The following is a 21,206-nucleotide window of genomic DNA, read 5'->3' as shown; positions in this document are numbered from 1 at the left end:
AGCGGATGCGCCGCTACCTCGTGGCCAGGGAACGGATGCGGGAATTCTCGTCGCAGTGCTACGCCGTCGTGCGCGCCTACGTGGTGGAGGCCGGCACGCGCTTGACCGCCGCCGGCGCGCTCGAGCACGCCGACGACGCGTTCCAGCTGACCATCCACGAGCTCACCGACTTGGTCGCGGGCCGCGCGGACGCGGCGGACCTCGCGCCCGTGATCGCCTACCGCCGTGCGATGTACGCGGCCTATCGCGATCTCACACCGCCGCACGAACTCGGTGGCGGGGTGACCGTGGCCGCGGTGCGCGCCGTCGCCGACGGCGACCTCTCGGGCCTCGGATGCAGTCCCGGTGTCGCCGAGGGCACGGCGCGGGTGATCACCGCGCTCACCGACCTCGACCAATTGCGCGACGGCGACATCCTCGTCACGAGATTCACCGACCCGGGTTGGACTCCCGCGCTGGGCTTGGTGGCGGGTGTGGTGACCGAGGTGGGGGGCATGCTGTCGCACGCCGCCGTGATCGGACGCGAGTACGGCATCCCCGCCGTACTGAACGTGGCGGGCGCGACGAGTGTCGTGCGATCGGGTCAGCGGATCCGAATCGACGGCAGCGCGGGAGTGGTGCGGATCCTGGACGCGGACTCCGTCACGGCCCCCGTGGGCGGCGCACCGTCCGCGGATCACCGGCGAGCGGACGTCGCCGCTCGCGCGCGACCGGAGGAAGACTCGCCGCCGCCCCCCGCGCTCCCCGAAACCGCCACGCAGGTGGCAGATCCTGTCGCATCACCTCGCGTGACGCGCGGCTCCGGAAAGGACACGACACTGACCGCACGTAAACGCCTGATCTGTCTCGCGGGCGGCGACGGCTCGGGCAAGACCACCCAGGTGGCGAGGATCGCCGCGGAATTCGAGGCGCAGGGCCACAGTGTCGCGGCGGTGACGATCTGGGACGCCTTCCTCGACCCGAAGGTCTCCTCGAAACTCCCTTGGGGGAGTCCCGCGGAGATCTACGGCTACCTCCAGATGCTCACCCCGCTCAGCCGCGCGCACTTCCTGTTCCACGCCATGCAGCTGGCACTGGACCTGGCCGCCGAGCGTGGCGCGGACATCGTGCTCGCGAACGCGTATTGGTACAAGTACTACGCCACCGAAGTCGCCCACGGCGGTGACCCGGCCGTCCTGCGCAGCCTGGCGGCGGGGTTCCCGGAACCCGATCGCACCTTCTACCTCGCGGTGCGGCCGCAGGACGCGCTGAGCCGCAAACGGTTGCGCAGCGACTACGAGAGCGGCTACGGCGACGAGGAGTCGTTCCTGGCCTTCCAGCAGCGCAGCCACGAGGCGCTCGACGCGCTGTCGGACGAGTTGGGCTGGATCCGGCTCGACGGCACTGCGGCGCAGGCCGAGATCACCAGCGCGGTGCTGACCCAATTGCGCGAGGACGACCGATGAGCGGCTCGTACACCCGCCGGGTGGCCCTGGTCGGCATCGACGGCGCGGGCAAGTCCTCGGTGCTGGCCGCGCTCCGCGCGCTGGCGGTGCGGACCGACGCCGGTGGGTTCGCGTCGATGACCTGCCCCGATTTCCACGACACCCGCGACGTTCCGCTCGCCGATCTGTCCCGGCAGCTGCGGGCCTTCAGCGTCGGCTGTGACGAGATCGGCGACGTCGCGATGAAGGCCACCGCGATGTACCTGCAGATGACCCTGTTCGGGCCGGTGGAACAGCACTTCCTGCGCACCTGGGAACCGGATGTGCTGGTCTGCGAACGGCATCCGCTGATCGAACTGCTCGTCTACGGTCCGCTGTACGTGGCGCTGGCGGGCACGGACGGGCGCTGCCGCGCGCGACAGGACGAGATCGCGGCGGTGCTCGAACGGCATCGACCGGGCACGTTCGCCGACATCCTCGCGTGGCAGCACGCCCAGGCCGAACGGCTGGGCAGCTCGCCGGACCCGTGGCTGCTGCTGTCGGAGATCGCGGAATTGGTCGGTCGCGACATCGCCGGCGCGGTATCCGGCTTCGGCGAACGGTTTCGCACCACGCTGCCGGACGCGGTGCTGTGGCTCGACGCACCGCCCGGGCAGGCCGCGGCCCGCTGTGCGCGGCGGTCGGCACACGGGCCCGTCGAGGCCCATGAGACCGCCGAGCGGCTGACCACCCTGCGCTCGGGATACGAGCGGGTGCGCGAGACCCTCGCGACCGCGTTCCCGGAAGTGGCGTTTCACCGCATCGACACCGCCGACGACGTCGACGTCGAGGAATCGGTGCGCGCCTGCGTGACGGAAGGAAAGTTGCTCGGATGAGTGCACGTGACGACATCGGCTCGGCGGACCTGGAGGCGCGGGTCCGCGCGATCGTCGGCGAGGTGCTGTGGGTGCCCGCGACCGATCTGGATCCGGCGGCACCGCTGATCGACTACGGACTCGATTCGCCGACCGCCATCGAACTGACCATTCAGCTCGAACAGGAGTTCTCCGTGAGCATTCCGGAAGACGTCGCCGTCCGGCTGACCACGGTCGCGACGATCGTGCGCTATGTCGAGGACCAGCCATGACCGCGTCATCAGGGACACTGCGCCCGCAACACCCGAGCATCGTGCACGCGCTGCTGTCCGGCGGCGACCGAGGTACGGCGGCGGCGTCGACGGTGATCCTGGCCGAGCGCGCCGCTGCCCGGCACGACGACGAAATCCGCTGGCGCCACGATGATCTGGTGAGCGCTGCGGCCCGCGCCGCGGCGGGCCTGGCCGCCGACGGCGTGCGCAGGGGCGACCGCGTGTTGCTGTGCCTGCCCACCTCGGCGGAGTTCGTCACGGCCTTCTTCGGCGCACTGTCGCTCGGCGCGGTGCCCACCGCCATCGCCACGCCGGGTGGCTTCGGGGCCGCCGAAATCTTCCTGGACCGGTTCACCCGGCTGCTTGCCTATCTGGAACCGGCGGCCGTGGTGAGCACTCCGGCGGTGCTCACCACGTTGCCCGTGCCCGCGTCGGTGGCGACGATCGACGCCTCGGCACTGCATACGCTGGCAGGCACACCGAGCGCTCCCGCGCTAGCGCCCCACTTGCCCGCACCGGAGGATCTGGCGTTCATCCAAGCCACCTCCGGCTCGACCGGCACGCCCAAGGGGGTTCAGGTCACCCACGCGAATCTGGCCGCCAACTGCGAGCAGATCGCCCGCGCCGCCGCGATCGGACCCGGCGACACCTGGGTGGGCTGGCTGCCGCTGCACCACGACATGGGCCTGATCGGCGGGTTTCTCACACCGCTGTTCCGTGGCATCGACGCGGTGCTGATCCCGCCCAACCGGTTTCTGCGCCACCCGGCCGATTGGCTGCGCGCGGTGCACCGGCATCACGGAACTCACACCGCCGCACCGAATTTCGCCTACGGCTACGCCGCCGCGCGCATCGCCGACGGTGAACTCGACGGAGTGGATCTGTCCGCATGGCGGTTCCTGTTCTGCGGCGCCGAACCGATCCATCCGCCCACGGTGCGGCGGTTCGTCGACCGGTTCGGCGGCTGGGGGCTGCCTTCCGACGCGCTCGTACCGTGCTACGGCTTGGCCGAGGCGTCGCTCGCGGTGACGGTGTCCGATCCGCGGGCGCCGATCGCGTTCGACTCGGTCTCCCGGCGCGGACTGGCCGAAGACGGCGTCGCGGTGGATGTCCCGGCCGGTGACGGCGACGCGCTCGACATCGTCGACTGCGGAGCGCCCGTGGCGGGCACCGAAGTCCGCGTGGTGGACGAGAACGGAACGCCGTGCGGCGCGAATCTGCTCGGCCGGGTGCAATTCCGTGGGCCGTCCACCACGCCGGGCTATTTCCGGCTGCCCGAAGTCACCGCCGCCACCCGGACGCAGGGCTGGTGGGACACCGGGGACATCGGCTACCTGCGCGACGGGCGGTTGCGGATCACCGGGCGACGCAAAGACCTGATCATCATCCGCGGCGCGAACTACCTGCCCACCGACTTCGAGATCGCCGCCGAGCAGGTGCCGGGAGTGCGGCCGGGCGGCGCGGTCGCGCTGGGACGAACCGATGCCGACGCCGGATCGGAAGAGTTGCACCTGATCGTCGAATCCGCCGTGGCGCGGACGGAGCACGACGCGCTGGCCCGTGCGGTACGCGCCGCGGTGAGCAAACGCACCGGCGTGCTGGCGGCCGGTGTGCGGATCGTCGCGCCGCGCAGCATCCCGAAGACCACCAGCGGCAAAGTCCAGCGTGCCGCGGCGCGGCGCCTGCTGGACGGCGACGCGGACGAACTGGTCGGCGCCGTGCGCGGGGGAGACGTGGCGCGGTGACACCGACGACCGGGACCGGCGAGCGTCGCCTCGACGGCCCGTCCACCAGGCATCCCTTGGGCGTCTACGCCCGGTACCGGACCGACCCGCTCGGTCTGTTCTACGAGTCCGCGCTCCACTACGGCAGTGTCCGGCTGCGCCTGGCGCACCAGCACGTGCACCTGCTGGTCGAACCCGAGCACATCGAGCAGGTGTTGGTCACCCGTGCGGGGCGCTACGAGAAGGGGATCAGCTACCGAAGCCTGAACCATTTGCTCGGTCCCGGCTTGCTGACCAGCGGCGGCGAGCTGTGGAAACGTCAGCGCGCCCTGATCAAACCGGCTTTCACGCGCCGTCATGTGGAGTCCGAGATCCCGCTGATGGTCGAGTGCGGACAGCGGATGCGCACCCGCTTGGACGCCCGCGCCGCCGACGGCGCGGCCTTCGACCTGGTGCCCGAGCTGATGGGATTCGCCGCCGACGTGGTGTGCCGCGCGGTACTCGGCGCGGACCTCGACGGCGTGCTTCCGCAGATCGAAGACGATGTGCGCCAGGGCGTTTCGTGGGTCATGCGGCATATGGCCGCGCCGATCCAGCTGCCGCCGCGGCTCCCGACTCCGGGTAACCGGCGGCTGTGGGAAGTGCGACGCCGGTTGCACCACGTGGTCGACGAGGTGATCGGCAGGCACCGGCGAACCGACGACGACGCCGGGTCACTGCTCGCCCGGCTGCTCACCGCCCGCGACGACGCGGGACACGCGATGGACGACGCGCAGCTGCGGCACGAGGTGCTGACCTTCTTGCTCGCCGGTCACGAAACCACCGGAGCGGCGCTGGCCTGGACGATCTACGAACTGGGCCGCAACCCCGCCGTGCTCGACCGGGTGCGCGCCGAGATCGACGCGCTGCCGGACGCGCCGGACGACCCGGACGCCGTGCGGGCCGCGCTGCCCCGGCTGGAGTACACCGGCCGCGTGATCGATGAGGCGATGCGCCTGCATCCGCCGGCTTGGGCGTTCAGCCGTACCGCGCTCGAGCCGGACCATTTCGACCGGTTCGACCTGCGACCCGGTGCGATCGTCGTGATCAGCCCGTTCGTCAACCATCGCCTGCCCCGGTTCTGGGACGCGCCGCTGACCTTCGATCCCGACCGGTTCACCAAGGAGCGGAACCGGGCGCGTCCGCCGTTCCGGTACTTCCCCTTCGGCTGGGGCGCGCATCTGTGCGTCGGCCAGCAGATGGCGCTGATCGAGATCCGGGTGGGTCTGGCGATGGTGCTGTCGCGCTACGACATCGAATTGGTGAACGGGATGCGGGTGCGCGAGCACCCGGAGATCTCCAACACCCCCGACCCGGTCCTGGTGCGGTTGACCCGGCGCGAGCGCGCCGTCCCGGTGACCCGGACCAGACAGGAGGCCGCACGATGACCAGTGCCACCACCGGCGCGATACTGCGCGCCGAAACCCTCGCGGCGGACCCGGCGGCCGCGGCGCACGCCGGAGCCAAGGCCGCCAACCTCGCCAGACTGCAGGCCGCCGGATATCGCGTGCCGCCGTTCGCCGTCCTGGGCACCGATACGTGCGCGCGGCTGCTGGCTCCGTCCGCCGACGCCATCGCGGGACTGCTCGCCGAACTCGATCCGGACGACCCGGCCGCCTTGCGGTCGGTGTCGTCCCGGATCCGCGCTCTCGTCGAGGGATGCCCCCTGCCCGGCGATATCGCCGCCGAACTCGACACCGTGGTCGCCGAACTGGCCGCCGGTCCGGCCGCCGCGGGCGAGGTGCGCTTCGCCGTGCGATCGTCGGTGCGCGGGGAGGATTCGGCGACCGACTCTTTCGCCGGACAGCTCGACACCGTGCTGAACGTCGGGGCCGCTGATCTGCCCGCCGCGATCGGGACGGTACTCGCCTCCGCGTGGTCGGAGCGCACGCTGTTCTACCGGGCGCGCCGCGGTCTCGACAATGCGCCGGTCGCCTGCGCCGTGGTGGTGCAAGTACTGCTCGACAGCGCCGTCTCAGGGGTGGTGTTCAGCTGCAATCCGCGCAGCGGTGATCCCTCCGAAACCGTGGTCGCGGCCGCGCTCGGGCTGGGCGAAGGCGTGGTGGCGGGCACGGTGGACTGCGATACCTACTTCGTCGACCGCGGCACCGGCGCCATCACCTCACGGGTGGTCGCCGACAAGCGCAGCCGGGTCGCACCCTCGCCGCACGGCGCGGGGACCACGGTCGAAGAACTCGCCGACCCGCTGACCGCGGCTGCGCTGTCGGACACGGAGATCCAGGAGTTGGCCGAGGTGGCGGGCGCACTCGCGGACCGCTTCGGGGCACCGCAGGATGTCGAGTTCGCCTACACGCCGGACGGGCGGTTGCACCTGCTGCAGGCGAGACCGGTCACGGCGACCGGCGCACGCGAGACGGTCTTCGACAACGTCAATGTCGCGGAGTCGTATCCGGGACTGTCGAGCCCGCTGACGTTCTCGGTGCTGCGTACCGCCTATGAGCGGGTCTTCCGCACGTGTCACCGCGATTTCGGCGCCACCGCGCGGATCGTCGAGCGCAACGCCGCCGATCTGTATCCGTACCTGGTCGGCACCGCGCGCGGCCGGATCTACTACAACATCAGCAACTGGTACCGCCTGTTCCTCGAGATCCCCGGCATGGAATTCGCCATCGAAGGCTGGGAGGCCGCGCTCAATATCGAGAACCGATACCAGCGACCGCCTGCGCCTGCCCGTGGTATCGCCCGGCTGCGCGCGATCGCGCTGCGCCTGCGTGTGTTCGCGATCATCCTGCTCGGCTGGCTGCGACTGCCGCGGCGACTGCGCGCGTTCTTCACGGCGCTGGCGGCGGCAACCACAGACCTCGAACGCAGGCTGGACGAGGATCGGCCGGAGCGCGACCGCGACGCACACGCGTTGCTGGCGTGGACCGAACGCTTCTTCGACGAACTCGTGCCCGCCTACTCGGTGCAGATCTTCAACGATTTCCTCGCCCAGCAGATGTTCCATGTGGTCGGACTGCAGTTGCGCCGAGCCGGCCTCGCCGAGAAAGCGGCGCTCACCCTGCGCAACGAACTGTTCTGCGGCGAGGACGGTGTCGACAGCGTCGATCCGGTGCGGTCGGCACTGGCACTGGCCGCGCGGGTGCGCGCCGACTCGGCGCTGCGTGCGCTGTTCGACGGTCCTTCCACCGCGCAGCAAGTGTGGGCGTCCCTGTCGGAAGACCGGTTCGCGACCTTCCGCGCGGCGTGCCTGCGCCACATCGCCGAGTTCGGCGACCGCACGGTGGACGAACTCAAGCTGGAGACCGATCCGCTCGGCGAGCACCCCGAACGACTGGTGCCCATGCTGCGGAATTACCTGCGTGGCGGGCAGAACGCCGATGACATGATCGCGCGTGAGCGGGCGATCCGGCGTGCGGCCGAGCGGACGGCGACCGAGCTGTTCGCAGGTGAAGGCGTGCGGCGGTGGGTTTTCCGGCTCGCGCTTCGGCTCGCCCGCGAACACGTGAAGCAGCGCGAGAACATGCGGCTGGGCCGCAGCCGCGCCTTCGGTCTGCTCAAGCGGGTGTTCCGGGAGTACGGCAGGCGACTGCACGCCGACGGCCTGGTGGGCGATCCGCGCGACGTCTTCTGGCTCACCTACGAGGAGATCGCGGCCCTCACCCGCGGAACGGCGGTGGACACCGACATCACGCGTACCGTCGCCCTCCGCAAGGCGGATTACGACCGCTGGCAGGCTCAGCGCCTGCCCTCCCGCATCGTCACGACCGGGATCGCCGCGTCGGGGATCAGCGATCCGGCACTGGAGCAACCGGGCCCGGACGCTGCCGAGGGAGCGCGCGTGCTGCACGGAATCGGTTGCGCCCCAGGTCGCGTCGAGGCTCCCGCGCTGGTCCTGGACACCCCGGATCCGGACGTCGCGATCGATGGGCAGATCCTCGTCGCCGCGACCACCGACCCGGGCTGGGTGTTCCTCATGGTCGCCGCGGGCGGCCTGGTCAGCGAACGAGGCAGCCTGCTCTCCCACACCGCCATCATCGGACGCGAACTCGGCATCCCCACGGTCGTCGGCGTGCCCGGAGTCACCCGCCTGATCGGAAACGGTGACGTCCTGGTGCTGGACGGCCGCGCGGGAACCGTGACCCTCGGGCAGGAGCGACGACCATGACCGCACCCGATCTGGCCCACGGCGAGAATTTCAGCCTGGAGCACTATCTCGACCCAGCCGCGCACACGTTCGACCAGCGCTTCGCGGAATTCCGGCCCTACGCGCAGCACGCTCGCGGCAGCGGGTTCGTGTTGCGAGAAGTGGCCGGGCCGTCCGGCGCGGTCGTCCCGGTGCGCGATCCGGCGACCGGCGCGACCGACGAGCTGATCATGCTCGGGTCCAACAACTACCTCGGCCTGGGCAACGAGCCGAGCATCGTCGAGGCCGCCATCGCCGCCATTCGCGAATATGGCGTGGGACACGGCGGCCCGCCCTTGCTCAACGGCACCACCACTTTGCATCGGCGACTCGAGGAACGGCTGGCCGAACTGAAGGGCTGCGAGTCGGCCATGGTCTTCTCCTCGGGCTACGCCGCCAATGTCGGCTGGGTGACCGGTCTGCTGCGCAGAGGCGATGTGCTGCTCTACGACGAACAGAACCATGCCAGCCTGTACGACGGCATCCAGCTCGGCCGGGTGCGCTCGATGGCCTTCGCGCACAACGATGTACGCCAGCTGCGCCACCGGCTGATGCAGATCCGCTGGCGCAATCCAGGGGCGAACGTGGTGGTGGCCGTCGAGGGCGTGTACTCGATGGACGGCGACATCGCACCGCTGCCGGAGATCCGAGCGCTGTGCGACGCCTTCGGCGCGTGGCTGGCGGTGGACGACGCGCACGGCACCGGAGTACTCGGCGCGCGCGGGCACGGCACCGCCGAGCATTTCGGGCTCGGTCCGGGATCGGTGGAGCTGACCATGGGCACGTTCTCGAAGGTCTTCGCGGGCACCGGCGGCTTCGTCACCGGGTCGCGAGACCTGGTGGACACGCTGCGCTTCTTCGCCCGCTCCTACATGTTCTCCGCCGCGCTCGCCCCCTCGGTGGTCGCGGCGGTGCTCGCCGGAATCGACTTCCTGGCCGCGCATCCCGAACGCGTGGCGCGACTGCACGACAACGTCGGCTACTTCGTGCGCGGGCTGCGCGCGATGGGTTTCGCCGTCGACCCGCAGACCGCGATCATCCCGCTGCTCGTACCACAGCGTCTCGCCGTCGCCGACGTGGTCACCGCTCTGCATCGGGAGGGTGTGTTCGTCAACGGCGTCGAATTCCCGGCCGTGCCCCGCGACCAGCAGCGCCTGCGGATCAGCATGATGGCCACCCTCACCCGCGACCACCTCGACCGCGCACTGGACCGCATCGACACCGTCGCCCGCCGCTTCGGCTTCCATCCCGAACAGGAAGGGATCGCTTGACATGACCGACACCGTGATCGCCGCGGCCGGGACCGACGCCGAACGGCTGCTGGTACACGCCGCGCTGGCCGCACCCAGCGGCGAAGAACGCGCGGAACTGGTCGAGCTGGCCCACCGGGTCACCGATTGGGCGGCCTTCTTCGAGTTGGCACAGCTCAACGCGACCGTCCCGCTGGCGCGGCGCTCGCTGATCGCCGCCGAGGTGTACGAGCTGGTGCCGCCCCTGGTCCGGGTGCGGTTCGACGCCGTCACCGAGCAAATCGCGACCGCCAACGACCGCCGCCTGGCCGGGGCGGTGGAGCTGGTGCGGCGGCTCGACGAACGCGGTGTGCGCTGCGTGGTGCTCAAGGGCATGCTCTTCGCCACCGAGATCTACCGCGACCCGCGCTACAAGCGCATGAACGACCTGGACATCCTGCTGGAACCGGACCAGGTCGACACGGCCGTCGAGGTCTACCGTGAACTCGGCCTGTTCGCGACCTCCGAGCTGCTCGGCAAGCCGCCCAAGGCGCGGGCCGAGCGATCCCACCACCTGCCGTCGTTCGTCTCGCGCGACGGCGCGCTCGTGGTGGGCACGCACTGGGGCCTGATCACGCCGCTGGCGCCCTACACGGTGGACTACACCGCGATATGGAAACGTGTGCGTCCCATCGACTTCCACGGCGTACCCGCGTGGGCGATGGCGCACGAGGACAACCTGCACCATCTGGGCATCCACCTGCCCTACTACAAAACCGGCGTACGCGAACTCGGCGACATCTGGAACCTGGCCCGATACGCGGGCACGGACCTCGACTACGACCTGCTTTCCGGTCAGATCGCGGCGGCGGGCAGCGAGGGCCTGATGTACCACGCCCTCGCCCTCGCGCACCGGCTGGTGCCGAACCCCGACTTCGCGGCGCTGCTGGACCGGATCGCGCCCCGCGTGGATCGATTCACCCGCGCCGACACCGCGCGCAAGGTCGCCGACGTGCACACGTTGCTGCGCAGCCGTTCCACCCACACCTCCCGGATCGAGAAGGCCTACACCGAATTCAATATGACCGCTGACGCGCGGGAGAAGCTGGACGGCTTCGCGCGGCTGTGGTCCGGGCTGCTCCTGGTCCCCGGCGCCGAGGCGGCCAGGATGAGTTCGCTGCGCGATCCGGGCGCGGTGGCCGCCGTCGGGGCCCGCTTGGTCGCGCCCTACCGTCTGACCAGGGTGTTCCAGCGTGACCTCGGCCGGTGGCTGTTCCCCGCCGCGCTGGCCAAGACGGTCTACGACCTCGGCGCGGCATACGCTGGGGAACTTCGGTCCCGCACCGGGCTCGGCGGTGCGCGGCCGCCCGGCATCGACGACTACGCCGCCCGCCTCGGGCTGACCAGAGCGGACCTGCGAGCAGTACTGGACAGCCAGGAATGAGCCCACGGCCGACCGTGCTGTGGGATCTGGACGGCACGTTGATCGGGCAGCGGCGGCGCACCTTCGCGACGCTGATGCCCGCGGGCGCGGCTTGGGTGTTCCGCGATCTCGTCCCACCGCACCGCTTCCTGCCCCTGCTGCGCCGCACGCTGGGTGACGTGCGCGCCAACGACAGCGACCACACCAACACGGAGCTGATGGTGCTGCTGCTCGCCCAGCGTCTCGGCACCGGCCGTGACGTGGTCGCGGACCGCCTCACCCGGTTGGCCGAGGTCGAATTCGCGAGGCTGCGAGCGTGTTTCCCGCCGCGCCCGGCGGCGGTGGCGACGGTGCGCGGGCTGGCGGAGGCGGGTGCGCGGCAAGTGGTCGCGACCAACCCGTTGTGGCCGCGCAGCACCGTCGAGGCCAGGATCCGTTGGGGCGGAATTGATCTCGCTTCGTTCGCCTTCGTCACCAGCGGTGACACCATGCACCGCGCCAAGCCGCGGCTCGAGTTCTATCGCGAACTGCTCGACCAGTTGGGCGCGGCCGCGGGTGACTGCGTCATGGTCGGCAACGACCCGGCTCACGACGGTCCCGCCGCGCAACTGGGCATCCCGGTCTTCCTGGTCGGCCCGCGCACCACCGGCATACCGCCGGCCGTGGCCCGGACCGGACTGGTCACGGTGGGGGATCACCACGCACTACGCCGATGGCTCGGCATCGAGGAGGATTCGTGCTCGTCGTCCTGAACCCGCGAGCGAACGCGGGTACCGCACTGCGGCGCTGGGAGCCGGTGGAATCCGCCCTGCGCGACCGTCACCCGCACCTGTCGGTCGAACTGCCCGCCGACGCCGGGCACGCCACCGACCTCGTGCGCGCGGCCGTCACCCGGCCCGATCCGCCTCCGGTGCTGGTCGCCGCGGGCGGCGACGGCATGGTCAACCTGGTGCTGAACGCGCTCATGGACCCGGCAACCGACCACCCGCGCGCTCCCGGCTGCGCACTGGGCGCGGTGGGGCTGGGCAGTTCGAACGACTTCCACAAACCGGTGCCCGGCACCGGACGTATCGGCACCGTTCCGGTGCGGGTCGACGCCGCGCGCGCCGAATTCGTCGACGTGGGCAAGGCGTGCGTGCTGCTGGCCGACGGCACGCGTGCGGTGCGCTACTTCCTGCTCAACGCCAGCATGGGGCTGGTCGCCGCGGGCAATCATTCCTTCAACCACGCCACCGGGGTGGTCGGCTGGCTCAAGTCGCGCAGCGTGGAGGCCGCCATCATCGCCACCGCACTCGCCACCCTTGCCACCCATCGGCCGCTGACCGTCGCCGTTCGTGGCGGCGACTGGAGCCACGCGGCCCCGATCACCAACATCGGCGTGCTCAAGAGCGTGCACTTCGCCGGCGGCATGCGCTACGACACGGCGGTCACCCGCGCCGACGGCCGGTTCGATGTGAACATCTGGGCCGAGGCGGGGAAGCTCAGGACGCTCGGCTTGGTCGCGGGACTGTACGCGGGCCGATTCCGGCGGTCGCCGCTGGCGGTATGCCATCGCGATTCGGTCGTGGAGCTGCGGCCGGATCGTCCGGCGCCGCTGGAGTTGGACGGCGAGGTCACGATGGTGGAGTCGGCGCGGCTGGAGGTTCTGCCGCGGGTACTGAAGGTGTGTGCCGCGTGACGGTGGTGCTCGTCACCGGAGCGGCCAACGGCATGGGCGCGGCCACCATGGAACGCCTTGCGGCGCTGGGGTACACGGTCGAGGGATGCGACCGGGTCGTCGCGTCCGGAATCGCCCGGGTCGACGTGCGCGACGAAGAAGCGGTGAACCGCTGGGTTCGCGACGTGCACGCCAGGCACGGCAGCATCCATGCGGTCGTCACCTTCGCGGCGTACGGCGTCGTCGGCGCGGTCGAGGAGACCACGCCCGCAGAGGCCGCGGCGCTCTATGACACCAACGTCCTCGGCACGCACCGCGTACTGCGCGCGGTGCTGCCGTTGCTGCGCGCCCGAGGCGCAGGGCGCGTGATCGTCGTCAGTTCGGGAGCGGGCGCCGTCGCCGAGCCATACGGCGGTTGGTACTCGGCTACGAAGGCCGCCGTCGAGCGGATCGGCGAAGCCGCGCGCATCGAGGCCGCCGGGTCGGGCGTCCAGGTGTCGGTACTCATCCCGGGATGGACCGTCACCCCGATCATCGACACGGCGCGACACGTGTCGAGCCCGATCTCCGCCTACGACCACGACCGTGCCGCCGTGCTGGACCTCGTACGCGGCTACTTGGCCGCGGGACAGCCCGCCGCCGCGGTGGCCGACAAGGTCGCGATGATCCTGGCCTCGGACCGGCCACGGCAGACCTACCTGTGCGGCCGTGACGTCCGCTTGTCCTTCTGGACCCGCAGGCTGCTCCCGAGCCGGGTATACGAGCGAATGGTGCGCCGATACTACGGTTTCCGGCCGGAGCCTGCCCGCCCGCTGCCGAACGCCTTGCTCGGCGAGCTGCGGGCCACCACTGGTCCGCGGTCACCGGCGGACGGCTGACCAGGGGATTTCCGGGCGGCCGGGCGGAGGGATCGACACCCCGCCCGGACCGCATAGGAGTTGTACCAGCTTCCGGCTGGCGAATCGGGGATTTCCGGTCGTCTCACTAGAATGGGGCGACCGTATTCGTCGCTTCCGGGAGCCAGCCGTGACCATCCAGCCCGTTCGCCTGTTCGGCGATCCCATCTTGCGTGCCCGCGCCGCGGAGGTCACCGCGTTCGATCGTGATCTGCGTCAGCTGGTGACCGACCTGACCGAGACGATGCACGACGACGGCGGTGTCGGGATGGCCGCGCCGCAGATCGGGGTCGGGCTGCGCGTGTTCGTCTACGACACGGGCGACGCCGCGGGGCATCTGGTCAACCCGCGCTGGGAGGTCGTCGGCGACGAGGAGCAGGTGGGGCCGGAAGGCTGCCTGTCGATTCCCGGCGTGCGCTACGACACGCGCAGGGCCCTGCGGGTGCGGGCAACCGGTGTGGACGTCGACGGCGCACCGGTCACGTTCGAAGCCGAAGGGTTGCTGGCGCGGTGCGTGCAGCACGAGACCGATCATCTCGACGGCGTGCTGTTCATCGACCGTCTCGACCCGGCCCAGCGCAAGGAGGCGATGCGGGTGATCCGCGAATCCGATTGGTTCGCGGCGGGCTCGACGGTGCGCCCGGCCCGTTCGATGAGCGGTGCGGGTCGGCCCAACCCGTTCGGAGCGGGCCGCTGATGCGCGTCGTCTTCGCGGGCACCCCGGAACCGGCGGTTCCGTCGCTGCGGCGTCTGCTGGAATCGGCGCGCCACGAGGTCGTCGCCGTGGTGACGCGGCCGGACGCGGTCGCGGGGCGCGGCCGGAAGGTGACCAGGTCGCCGGTCGGCCTGCTGGCCGACGAACACGGCATCCCGGTGTTCACCCCGCGGCGGCCGTCGGAGCCGGAATTCGTCGCGCGGCTCACCGAATTGGCGCCGGACTGCTGTCCCGTCGTCGCCTACGGCGCGCTGCTACCCCAGCAGGTGCTCGACATCCCGCGCTTCGGCTGGATCAACCTGCATTTCTCGCTGCTGCCCGCGTGGCGCGGCGCGGCGCCGGTGCAGGCCGCGATCGATGCGGGCGACGAGATCACCGGCGCCTCCACCTTCCAGATCGAGGCCGGACTGGACACCGGCCCGGTCTTCGGCATGGTGACCGAGAAGATCACCGTCACCGACACCGCGGGCACTCTCCTGGAGCGGCTGGCCGACAGCGGCTCGCGCCTGCTGGAAGCGACGCTCGACGGAGTGGAGGACGGGAGCTTGCAAGCGGTCCCGCAGTCCACCGACGGTGTCTCGTACGCGCCAAAGGTCGGCGTCGAGGTCGGGCACGTGCGCTGGGATCTGCCCGCGCTGGCCATCAGCAGGCGGATCCGCGCGGTCACTCCCGCGCCGGGGGCGTGGACCGAGGTCGGCGGCACCCGATTGAAGCTGGGGCCGGTCGAGTTGGTCGAGGAGGAATTGCCGGAGCGGGTGATCGAGGTCCGCAAGTCCGGTGTGTTCGTCGGCACCGCGACCACCGCGGTGCGGCTCGACCAGGTGCAGCCGCAGGGCAAGCGCATGATGGCCGCGCTCGACTGGGCGCGCGGCGCCCGCCTGCAGCCGGGCGCGGTGGTCGAATGACGCGCGGCAATCGGCCCGGCGACGGCAACGCACGCGACCGGCGGCGCGACGAACGAGAGGCCGCGCCGAATCGTTCCGGCGAGGCAGGCCGGGCACGCGCGCAGGGCGGCGGGAAGCAGCAGGATCGCGACGCGGCGGACAGGTCACGGGCGACCGGTCGGCGTTCCGGCGGTGGGCGCGCCGAGGCGGGCGGCCGTGATCGCGACGAACGGCGCGGCTCCTCCGGACGACGCTCTGCGGCGGGCCGATCGGACCGTTCCACCGGCGGGCGCCCGGCTTCGCAAACCGCGCCGCGCCAAGGGGCCAAAGCCGCCGGACGACCAAGGGAATCCGCCGACCCGCCGCGGTCGGTCGCCAGGGATGTGCTGCGGGCGGTCCGTGAGCGCGATGCCTACGCCAATCTCGTTCTGCCCGCGTTGCTGCGCGAACGGGGATTGTCGGGTCGGGATGCCGCACTGGCCACCGAACTCGCCTACGGCGCGTGCCGGTCGCTGGGACTACTGGACGCGGTGATCGCCGAAGGCGCGGGCAGGCCGATCGAGGAGATCGACGGCCCCTTGCTGGACGTGCTCCGGCTCGGCGTCTACCAGTTGCTGCGCACCCGGATCGGCGCGCACGCCGCCGTGGACACCTCCGTCGCGTTGACGCGCGCCGAATTCGGTGCGGGCAAAGCCGGTTTCGTCAATGCGGTGCTCCGGCGCGCGGCGGAGAAGACCCCCGAGCAATGGGTCGACGCGCTCGCGCCCGCCGACCCCCTCGGCCGGTTGGCGTTCGAGTACGCCCATCCGGTCTGGATCGCGCAGGCGTTCGCCGACGCGCTGGGCGCGCGAGCGGCGGAACTGCGCGACGTGCTCGCCGCCGACGACGCCCGCCCGCTGGTGCACCTGGTGGCCCGCCCCGGCGACATCACCGCGGAGGAACTCGCGCTGGTCACCGGCGGCGAGGAGGGCCGCTGGTCGCCGTACGCGGTCTATCTGGACGGCGGCGATCCCGGCAAGCTGGAGCCGGTCCGCGAGGGCATGGCGGCGGTGCAGGACGAAGGCAGCCAGCTGGTGGCGCTGGCGTTGACCAGGGCCGCGCTCGACGGCCCGGACACCGGTCGCTGGCTCGACCTGTGCGCAGGACCGGGCGGCAAGGCCGCGCTGCTGGGGGCGATCGCCGCGATCGACGGTTTCCGGGTGGACGCGGTCGAGCCCGCCGCGCACCGCGCCGAGCTGGTCCGCAAAGCCGTGCACGACCTGCCGGTGGACGTGCACGTCGCCGACGGCCGCGCCAGCGGACTGACCCCGGGCTACGACCGCATCCTGGTCGACGCCCCCTGCACCGGCCTCGGAGCGCTGCGCCGTAGACCTGAGGCGCGCTGGCGGCGCACCCCGGCGGACGTCCGGGAACTGGTGGTGTTGCAGCGCGAATTGCTCACCGCCGCATGGGATCTGCTGCGCCCCGGCGGGGTCGTGGTGTACTCGACATGCTCGCCGCATCTGCCGGAGACGGTGTCCATCGTCGCCGATGCCGTGCGCCGCCTCGGCGCCGAGCAGCTCGACACCCGCGAACTGCTGCCCGGCGTCACCGATGTCGGCGACGGGCCGGGGGCACAGTTGTGGCCGCACCGGCACGGTACCGACGCCATGTTCGTGGCGGCGCTGCGCAAGCCGCGCTGAGCGGGGTCATTCCCGGCTGGATTGCTCCCGCAAGCGGGCGAGGGTCTTGGCGAGGATGCGCGAGACGTGCATCTGGGAGATGCCCATCTGCTGCGCGATCTGCGTCTGGGTCATCGATTCGAAGAACCGCATGGTGAGGATGCGTCGTTCCCGCTCCGGCAGCCCGGCCAGCAGCGGACGGATCGCGACGTACTCCTCGACCCGATCGAACTGGGACTCCTCCTCGCCGAGGGTGTCCAGGAGCGAGGCGTCGGTGTCGCGGCCGAGCGTGGCCGCGTCGATCGAACTCGGCTGGTAGGCGTTGCCCGCGATGACCGCCTGGGTCACCTCGTCCGGGTCGACGTCCAGGTCGGCGGCGATCTCCTTCGCCGTCGGCGAGCGGCCGAGAGTCTGCGAGAGACTGTCGATCGCCGCGCCGATGCGTAGGTGAGTCTCCTTGACACGCCGCGGCACTCGCATCGCCCAGGTGTTGTCGCGGAAATACCGGCGGACCTCACCCATGATGGTCGGCACCGCGAAAGACAGGAAGTTGGAGCCGCGCTCGACGTCGAAACGGTCCACCGCGTGCACCAACCCCACCCGCGCGACCTGGGTCAGGTCGTCGAACGGCTCACCACGCCCGCTGAACTTTCTGGCGATGTGGTCGGCGAGCGGAATGCAGCGGCTGATCAGTTCCGCGCGCAGCGCGCTGTGCCGCGCGGTCCCCGCCTCACTGGAGGCGAGCTGCTCGAAGAGCAATCCGACATCGTCGTAACCGGGAACCGCGCCCGCCGCCTCCAGGGTCTCCTCGGCATCGGTCTCGTCCTCGGTGGTCAGCGTGTCGGCGTCGTCGTCGCGCTGGGAGTCGTACACGGTGTCTTCGTCCGCCACTACGCCTTCCCCCGGACCCGACGGAACTCGACCGTCGTCGGATATCCGGAGACCGTCGCGTCGAACGAATCCTGGGTCGCCTCCACCGAGTCGGTGAGGGTGCGCAGCACGTGCCAGCCGAAGCTGCGCTGATCGGGCAGCCCCGGCTTCTCCGCCAGGCCGTCGACCCGGACGAGCAACACGGTGTCGCCGACGGTGAAACGGCAGTTCAGGCTCGATTCCGGGGCGGCGACCGCGATCAGGGTCGAGCAGACCTCGTCGACGGCCAGCCGGATATCGGCCACCTCGTCCAGTGTGAAATCGCTGAGTAGGACGAGTGTTTCGGCGAGCCCACGCACGATGGGCAGTTGTGTCACCGACGCCGCCACCCGAATCTCCACCGGGGTGCTGTAGAGCCCCTGTTCCGCCGAAATATTGATCACCCTATGCAGGCTACCCACTCCCGCGCTGGACAACCCTGGGTACCGTTAGACTCCGGCGTTGTGTCCAACCCGATTCACCCGCGTCCGGCCGCTCCGATGATCGCCCCCTCCATCCTGTCCGCAGACTTCGCGCACCTCGCGGACGAAGCGGCGGCCGTCGCAGGCGCCGACTGGCTGCACGTGGACGTGATGGACGCGCACTTCGTGCCGAATCTCACGCTCGGCCTCCCGGTGGTGGAGAGCCTGCTGAAGGCGACCGAGATCCCCCTCGACTGCCACCTGATGATCGAGAATCCGGGCCGCTGGGCGCCGCCGTACGCCGAGGCGGGCGCGCACAACGTGACCTTCCACGCGGAGGCGACCGACGATCCGATCGCGGTGGCCCGCGACATCCGCGCCGCGGGCGCCAAGGCGGGGCTCTCGGTGAAGCCGGGCACGCCGATCGAGCCGTACCTGGAGATCCTGCGCGAATTCGACACGCTGCTGGTGATGAGCGTGGAACCCGGCTTCGGCGGGCAGTCGTTCATTCCGGAGGTGCTGCAGAAGGCGCGCGTCGTGCGGAACCTGGTCGATGCCGGTGAGTTGCGGCTGCTGGTCGAGATCGACGGCGGGATCAACGCCGACACCATCGAGGCGGCGGCGGAGGCGGGTGTGGACTGCTTCGTCGCCGGTTCCGCGGTCTACAGCACCGCCGACCCCGCGGCCACCGTGGAGAAGCTGCGCGGCCAGGCGGCCTCGGCGTGGGCCCGCTGAACGGTGCTAGCCGGTCCGCGTTCCACGCGCGGCGACCGCGCGGATCGTCTCGATCACCGCGCTGATCGGCGGGCGGCGGGCGCCGGCCTCCGGTGACCGGATCCACACGCGATACCCGGTGCGCTCGTCGTCCGGTGAGGGCAGCACCACTTGGCTGCCCGTGCAGGCCACCGCGGCGTAGAGGCGGAACAATTCGGCCGAGACCGCCGGGCTGACGGCGTCCGGCCCGGCGGGGCCGGTGAGGAACGTCCAATGCTTGGCTCGCGGATGGTCGACCACCGGCCCGGCGATTCCGTCTTGGGCGAGTCGCCGTAGCACCTGCTCGCCGAGTTCGGCGGGCATGGTGACGGCGCCGTAGTCGACACCGATGTGCAGGAGAATGCGGTGCGAACCGGGATCCATCGATGCGGGCAGCTGGAATTCGCGCCGATACCGTGAGCAGCGAACTTCCGGCGTCGAATCGAGAAATGTGGTCACACTGCGCCCCCAGCTGCGTTCGACCCAATTTGTCCCACTGTGTTCTCCGGCTTTCTCGAGGAGTGAACATCGTGTGGCAGGCTTCCCGCTTGTCGGGCATGTTCCCTGGTAGAGCGTGTCATCGGACTGCATGGTCGGGAAAGTTGAACGCGAGAAGTCGGCCGCGTAACGATATCGCCTCCCGCGCCGTCCGAGCGCGGAATCTGCGTTATAACCGTGTTTCGTTCGAGTATCGAGAATGAATCCGCAAACTCTCTGCGGGGTAAATTAATTCGTGCGGTACGCCAAATGCCGCAGAATAATCATGGATATGTCGTCCGTCCGGGTGATCACGGCGGGTGTGGACATATTTCGTTCCATTTTCGATGGGACCGGCCGGTTCCGCCCGCCTCGGCCCGCCCTGCGGTCGGTTCCGGCGCGGGTCCCGGTCCGCCCTCGGCGGGCACGGAACGCGGCTGTCTACGGCGACCCCGCGTCACTAGGCTGAGGAGGGGCGGGAATAGCGGCAGGGTCCCGCGCTGTTCCGCAACCGGAAGACAACGACGCGACAGGAGTCACAGCACATGTTCACAGGCATCGTCGAGGAACTCGGCGAGATCGTCGCCAGCGAGCAGCTGACCGACGCCGCGCGGCTGACGATCAAGGGCAAGCTGGTGACCTCCGATGCCGGGCACGGTGATTCGATCGCCGTGAACGGAGTGTGCCTGACCGTCGTGGAGGTGGTCGGCGGCGACTCGTTCACCGTCGACGTCATGGCGGAGACGCTGAATCGCTCCAGCATCGGCAAGCTGGACGTCGGCGCCAAGGTGAATCTCGAGCGCGCCGCCGCTCTGAACAGCAGGCTCGGCGGCCACTTGGTCCAAGGCCATGTCGATGGCACCGGCACCGTGCTCTCGCGCACTCCGTCGGACAACTGGGACGTGGTGCGGATCTCGCTGCCCGAGAACATCGCCCGCTACGTCGTGGAGAAGGGGTCGATCACCGTGGACGGCATCTCGCTCACCGTCTCCGGCCTCGGCGTCTCCGACGAGCCCGCCGAGACCGGCAGCAGCGACTGGTTCGAGGTCTCCCTCATCCCCACCACGCTCTCCCTGACCAACCTCGGCTTCGCCACCGTCGGCACCACCGTCAACCTGGAAGTCGACGTGATCGCCAAGTACGTCGAACGCCTCCAGCAGCGCGGCTGACAGTGGACGCCTCGCTCGTCCCCGCCCGCCCACGAGGCTGCGCGGCGGAGATCGCGTTCCTGACAGAGCTGCCGCGACGCCGTCATACGAGCTGCCACCCCCACGCGGAGTCACGGTGACCGCCGACCGCGCGAGTTCGGTGAGCATCGTCTCGACCGGTCGGATCGGTATCACTCCGGCAGGCCAGCGAATCGGCATCACTACGGGCTCCGAGCGAGGCGAGACAGATCAGGCCCAGCCTGCGCCCGAGCGAGCATCCGAGCCACCCTCCCATCTGCCAACCGGCAGGCGCGGATGGCCGCTACGAGCTCAGATCTCGAGACGCCGTGGCAGCCGACGGTTTTCATGCCGGGCGGCGGGCCGCGGCGAACATACGGGTCGGTTGATCCCAGCACCGAGCGCCCAGCGCACCTCGACCACGACTTTCGAGCGAAGCGAGACCGAGCATGCGCCGTTCGCGGCCCGGCTCGCGTCCGAGCGGCCGCCGCGTCCGCGACGAAGTCGCCAGAGGCGGTCGCTCGGACCCGCTCGGTTCATACGCGCTGTCGAGG

General features: G+C 70.5%; 19 protein-coding genes. 16 read left to right on the top strand and 3 right to left on the bottom strand.

The features are described 5' to 3' along the window. The 14 genes from ACWESM_RS36245 to ACWESM_RS36180 all read left to right on the top strand — a co-directional run. Positions 1-1,445 (top strand): PEP-utilizing enzyme (locus ACWESM_RS36245; protein WP_452495684.1); only part of this gene is annotated, 1,445 nt, incomplete at its 5' end. Beyond that, positions 1,442-2,299, top strand: a complete 858-nt coding sequence (locus ACWESM_RS36240) for a hypothetical protein (RefSeq protein WP_452495682.1) — start codon at positions 1,442-1,444, stop codon at positions 2,297-2,299. The genes ACWESM_RS36245 and ACWESM_RS36240, both read left to right, overlap by 4 nt. After that, entirely contained in the window at positions 2,296-2,550 is a 255-nt protein-coding gene (locus ACWESM_RS36235; protein ID WP_355070700.1) for an acyl carrier protein, read from the top strand. Before ACWESM_RS36240 ends, ACWESM_RS36235 begins: the two co-directional genes overlap by 4 nt. Next, positions 2,547-4,295 carry an AMP-binding protein gene (locus ACWESM_RS36230; RefSeq protein WP_452495680.1) on the top strand — a complete coding sequence of 583 codons (1,749 nt, stop codon included), beginning with the start codon at positions 2,547-2,549 and terminating at the stop codon, positions 4,293-4,295. The genes ACWESM_RS36235 and ACWESM_RS36230 overlap by 4 nt, the downstream gene beginning before the upstream one ends. Next, positions 4,292-5,701, top strand: coding sequence for a cytochrome P450 (locus ACWESM_RS36225; RefSeq protein WP_452495678.1), 1,410 nt, complete (start codon positions 4,292-4,294; stop codon positions 5,699-5,701). Before ACWESM_RS36230 ends, ACWESM_RS36225 begins: the two co-directional genes overlap by 4 nt. Beyond that, positions 5,698-8,442 carry a PEP/pyruvate-binding domain-containing protein gene (locus ACWESM_RS36220; RefSeq protein WP_452495676.1) on the top strand — a complete coding sequence of 915 codons (2,745 nt, stop codon included), beginning with the start codon at positions 5,698-5,700 and terminating at the stop codon, positions 8,440-8,442. Before ACWESM_RS36225 ends, ACWESM_RS36220 begins: the two co-directional genes overlap by 4 nt. After that, a complete protein-coding gene (locus tag ACWESM_RS36215; RefSeq protein ID WP_356961765.1) occupies positions 8,439-9,731 on the top strand; it encodes an aminotransferase class I/II-fold pyridoxal phosphate-dependent enzyme in 1,293 nt (430 codons plus the stop codon). The genes ACWESM_RS36220 and ACWESM_RS36215 overlap by 4 nt, the downstream gene beginning before the upstream one ends. Position 9,732: 1 nt before the next feature. Next, entirely contained in the window at positions 9,733-11,133 is a 1,401-nt protein-coding gene (locus tag ACWESM_RS36210; protein ID WP_397275803.1) for a nucleotidyltransferase family protein, read from the top strand. Continuing rightward, entirely contained in the window at positions 11,130-11,864 is a 735-nt protein-coding gene (locus tag ACWESM_RS36205; RefSeq protein ID WP_397275801.1) for an HAD family hydrolase, read from the top strand. The genes ACWESM_RS36210 and ACWESM_RS36205 overlap by 4 nt, the downstream gene beginning before the upstream one ends. Further along, positions 11,849-12,790, top strand: coding sequence for a diacylglycerol/lipid kinase family protein (locus ACWESM_RS36200; RefSeq protein WP_364425748.1), 942 nt, complete (start codon positions 11,849-11,851; stop codon positions 12,788-12,790). The genes ACWESM_RS36205 and ACWESM_RS36200 overlap by 16 nt, the downstream gene beginning before the upstream one ends. Continuing rightward, positions 12,787-13,647, top strand: coding sequence for an SDR family NAD(P)-dependent oxidoreductase (locus ACWESM_RS36195; protein ID WP_452495673.1), 861 nt, complete (start codon positions 12,787-12,789; stop codon positions 13,645-13,647). The genes ACWESM_RS36200 and ACWESM_RS36195 overlap by 4 nt, the downstream gene beginning before the upstream one ends. Positions 13,648-13,795: 148 nt before the next feature. Further along, a complete protein-coding gene (def, locus tag ACWESM_RS36190; RefSeq protein WP_355070717.1) occupies positions 13,796-14,362 on the top strand; it encodes a peptide deformylase in 567 nt (188 codons plus the stop codon). After that, on the top strand, positions 14,362-15,285 hold the full coding sequence (gene fmt, locus ACWESM_RS36185; protein WP_355070719.1) for a methionyl-tRNA formyltransferase: 924 nt from the start codon (positions 14,362-14,364) through the stop codon (positions 15,283-15,285). Before def ends, fmt begins: the two co-directional genes overlap by 1 nt. Continuing rightward, positions 15,282-16,946 carry a transcription antitermination factor NusB gene (locus tag ACWESM_RS36180; protein WP_452495670.1) on the top strand — a complete coding sequence of 555 codons (1,665 nt, stop codon included), beginning with the start codon at positions 15,282-15,284 and terminating at the stop codon, positions 16,944-16,946. The genes fmt and ACWESM_RS36180 overlap by 4 nt, the downstream gene beginning before the upstream one ends. 6 nt (positions 16,947-16,952) lie before the next feature. Here the strand turns inward: ACWESM_RS36180 and ACWESM_RS36175 are convergent, their stop codons facing one another. After that, a complete protein-coding gene (locus tag ACWESM_RS36175) occupies positions 16,953-17,816 on the bottom strand; it encodes an RNA polymerase sigma factor SigF (RefSeq protein WP_452495668.1) in 864 nt (287 codons plus the stop codon). Beyond that, positions 17,816-18,238, bottom strand: coding sequence for an anti-sigma factor (locus ACWESM_RS36170; protein ID WP_355070725.1), 423 nt, complete (start codon positions 18,236-18,238; stop codon positions 17,816-17,818). Before ACWESM_RS36170 ends, ACWESM_RS36175 begins: the two co-directional genes overlap by 1 nt. Before the next feature lie 96 nt (positions 18,239-18,334). Between ACWESM_RS36170 and rpe the strand changes: the two genes are divergently transcribed. Beyond that, complete coding sequence (rpe, locus tag ACWESM_RS36165) at positions 18,335-18,991, top strand: ribulose-phosphate 3-epimerase (protein ID WP_355071047.1); 657 nt, start codon at positions 18,335-18,337, stop codon at positions 18,989-18,991. Between the two features lie 6 nt (positions 18,992-18,997). Here the strand turns inward: rpe and ACWESM_RS36160 are convergent, their stop codons facing one another. Continuing rightward, positions 18,998-19,468, bottom strand: coding sequence for a hypothetical protein (locus ACWESM_RS36160; protein ID WP_364425738.1), 471 nt, complete (start codon positions 19,466-19,468; stop codon positions 18,998-19,000). Between the two features lie 563 nt (positions 19,469-20,031). Here ACWESM_RS36160 and ACWESM_RS36155 point away from each other — a divergent pair. Continuing rightward, a complete protein-coding gene (locus tag ACWESM_RS36155; protein WP_355070729.1) occupies positions 20,032-20,655 on the top strand; it encodes a riboflavin synthase in 624 nt (207 codons plus the stop codon). Positions 20,656-21,206 lie beyond the last annotated feature (551 nt).

The organism is Nocardia sp. NPDC003999, assembly GCF_053604885.1.
Note: the sequence above shows the minus strand (reverse complement) of the source record. Positions and strands in the feature narration are given on the sequence as shown.

Excerpts from the sequence above, each read along its gene's own strand:
- ACWESM_RS36240 (WP_452495682.1), top strand. The coding sequence starts at position 1,442 with ATGAGCGGCTCGTACACCCGCCGGGTGGCCCTGGTCGGCATCGACGGC.
- ACWESM_RS36235 (WP_355070700.1), top strand. The coding sequence starts at position 2,296 with ATGAGTGCACGTGACGACATCGGCTCGGCGGACCTGGAGGCGCGGGTC.
- ACWESM_RS36230 (WP_452495680.1), top strand. The coding sequence starts at position 2,547 with ATGACCGCGTCATCAGGGACACTGCGCCCGCAACACCCGAGCATCGTG.
- ACWESM_RS36220 (WP_452495676.1), top strand. The coding sequence starts at position 5,698 with ATGACCAGTGCCACCACCGGCGCGATACTGCGCGCCGAAACCCTCGCG.
- ACWESM_RS36215 (WP_356961765.1), top strand. The coding sequence starts at position 8,439 with ATGACCGCACCCGATCTGGCCCACGGCGAGAATTTCAGCCTGGAGCAC.
- ACWESM_RS36210 (WP_397275803.1), top strand. The coding sequence starts at position 9,733 with ATGACCGACACCGTGATCGCCGCGGCCGGGACCGACGCCGAACGGCTG.
- ACWESM_RS36205 (WP_397275801.1), top strand. The coding sequence starts at position 11,130 with ATGAGCCCACGGCCGACCGTGCTGTGGGATCTGGACGGCACGTTGATC.
- fmt (WP_355070719.1), top strand. The coding sequence starts at position 14,362 with ATGCGCGTCGTCTTCGCGGGCACCCCGGAACCGGCGGTTCCGTCGCTG.
- ACWESM_RS36180 (WP_452495670.1), top strand. The coding sequence starts at position 15,282 with ATGACGCGCGGCAATCGGCCCGGCGACGGCAACGCACGCGACCGGCGG.
- rpe (WP_355071047.1), top strand. The coding sequence starts at position 18,335 with ATGATCGCCCCCTCCATCCTGTCCGCAGACTTCGCGCACCTCGCGGAC.
- ACWESM_RS36155 (WP_355070729.1), top strand. The coding sequence starts at position 20,032 with ATGTTCACAGGCATCGTCGAGGAACTCGGCGAGATCGTCGCCAGCGAG.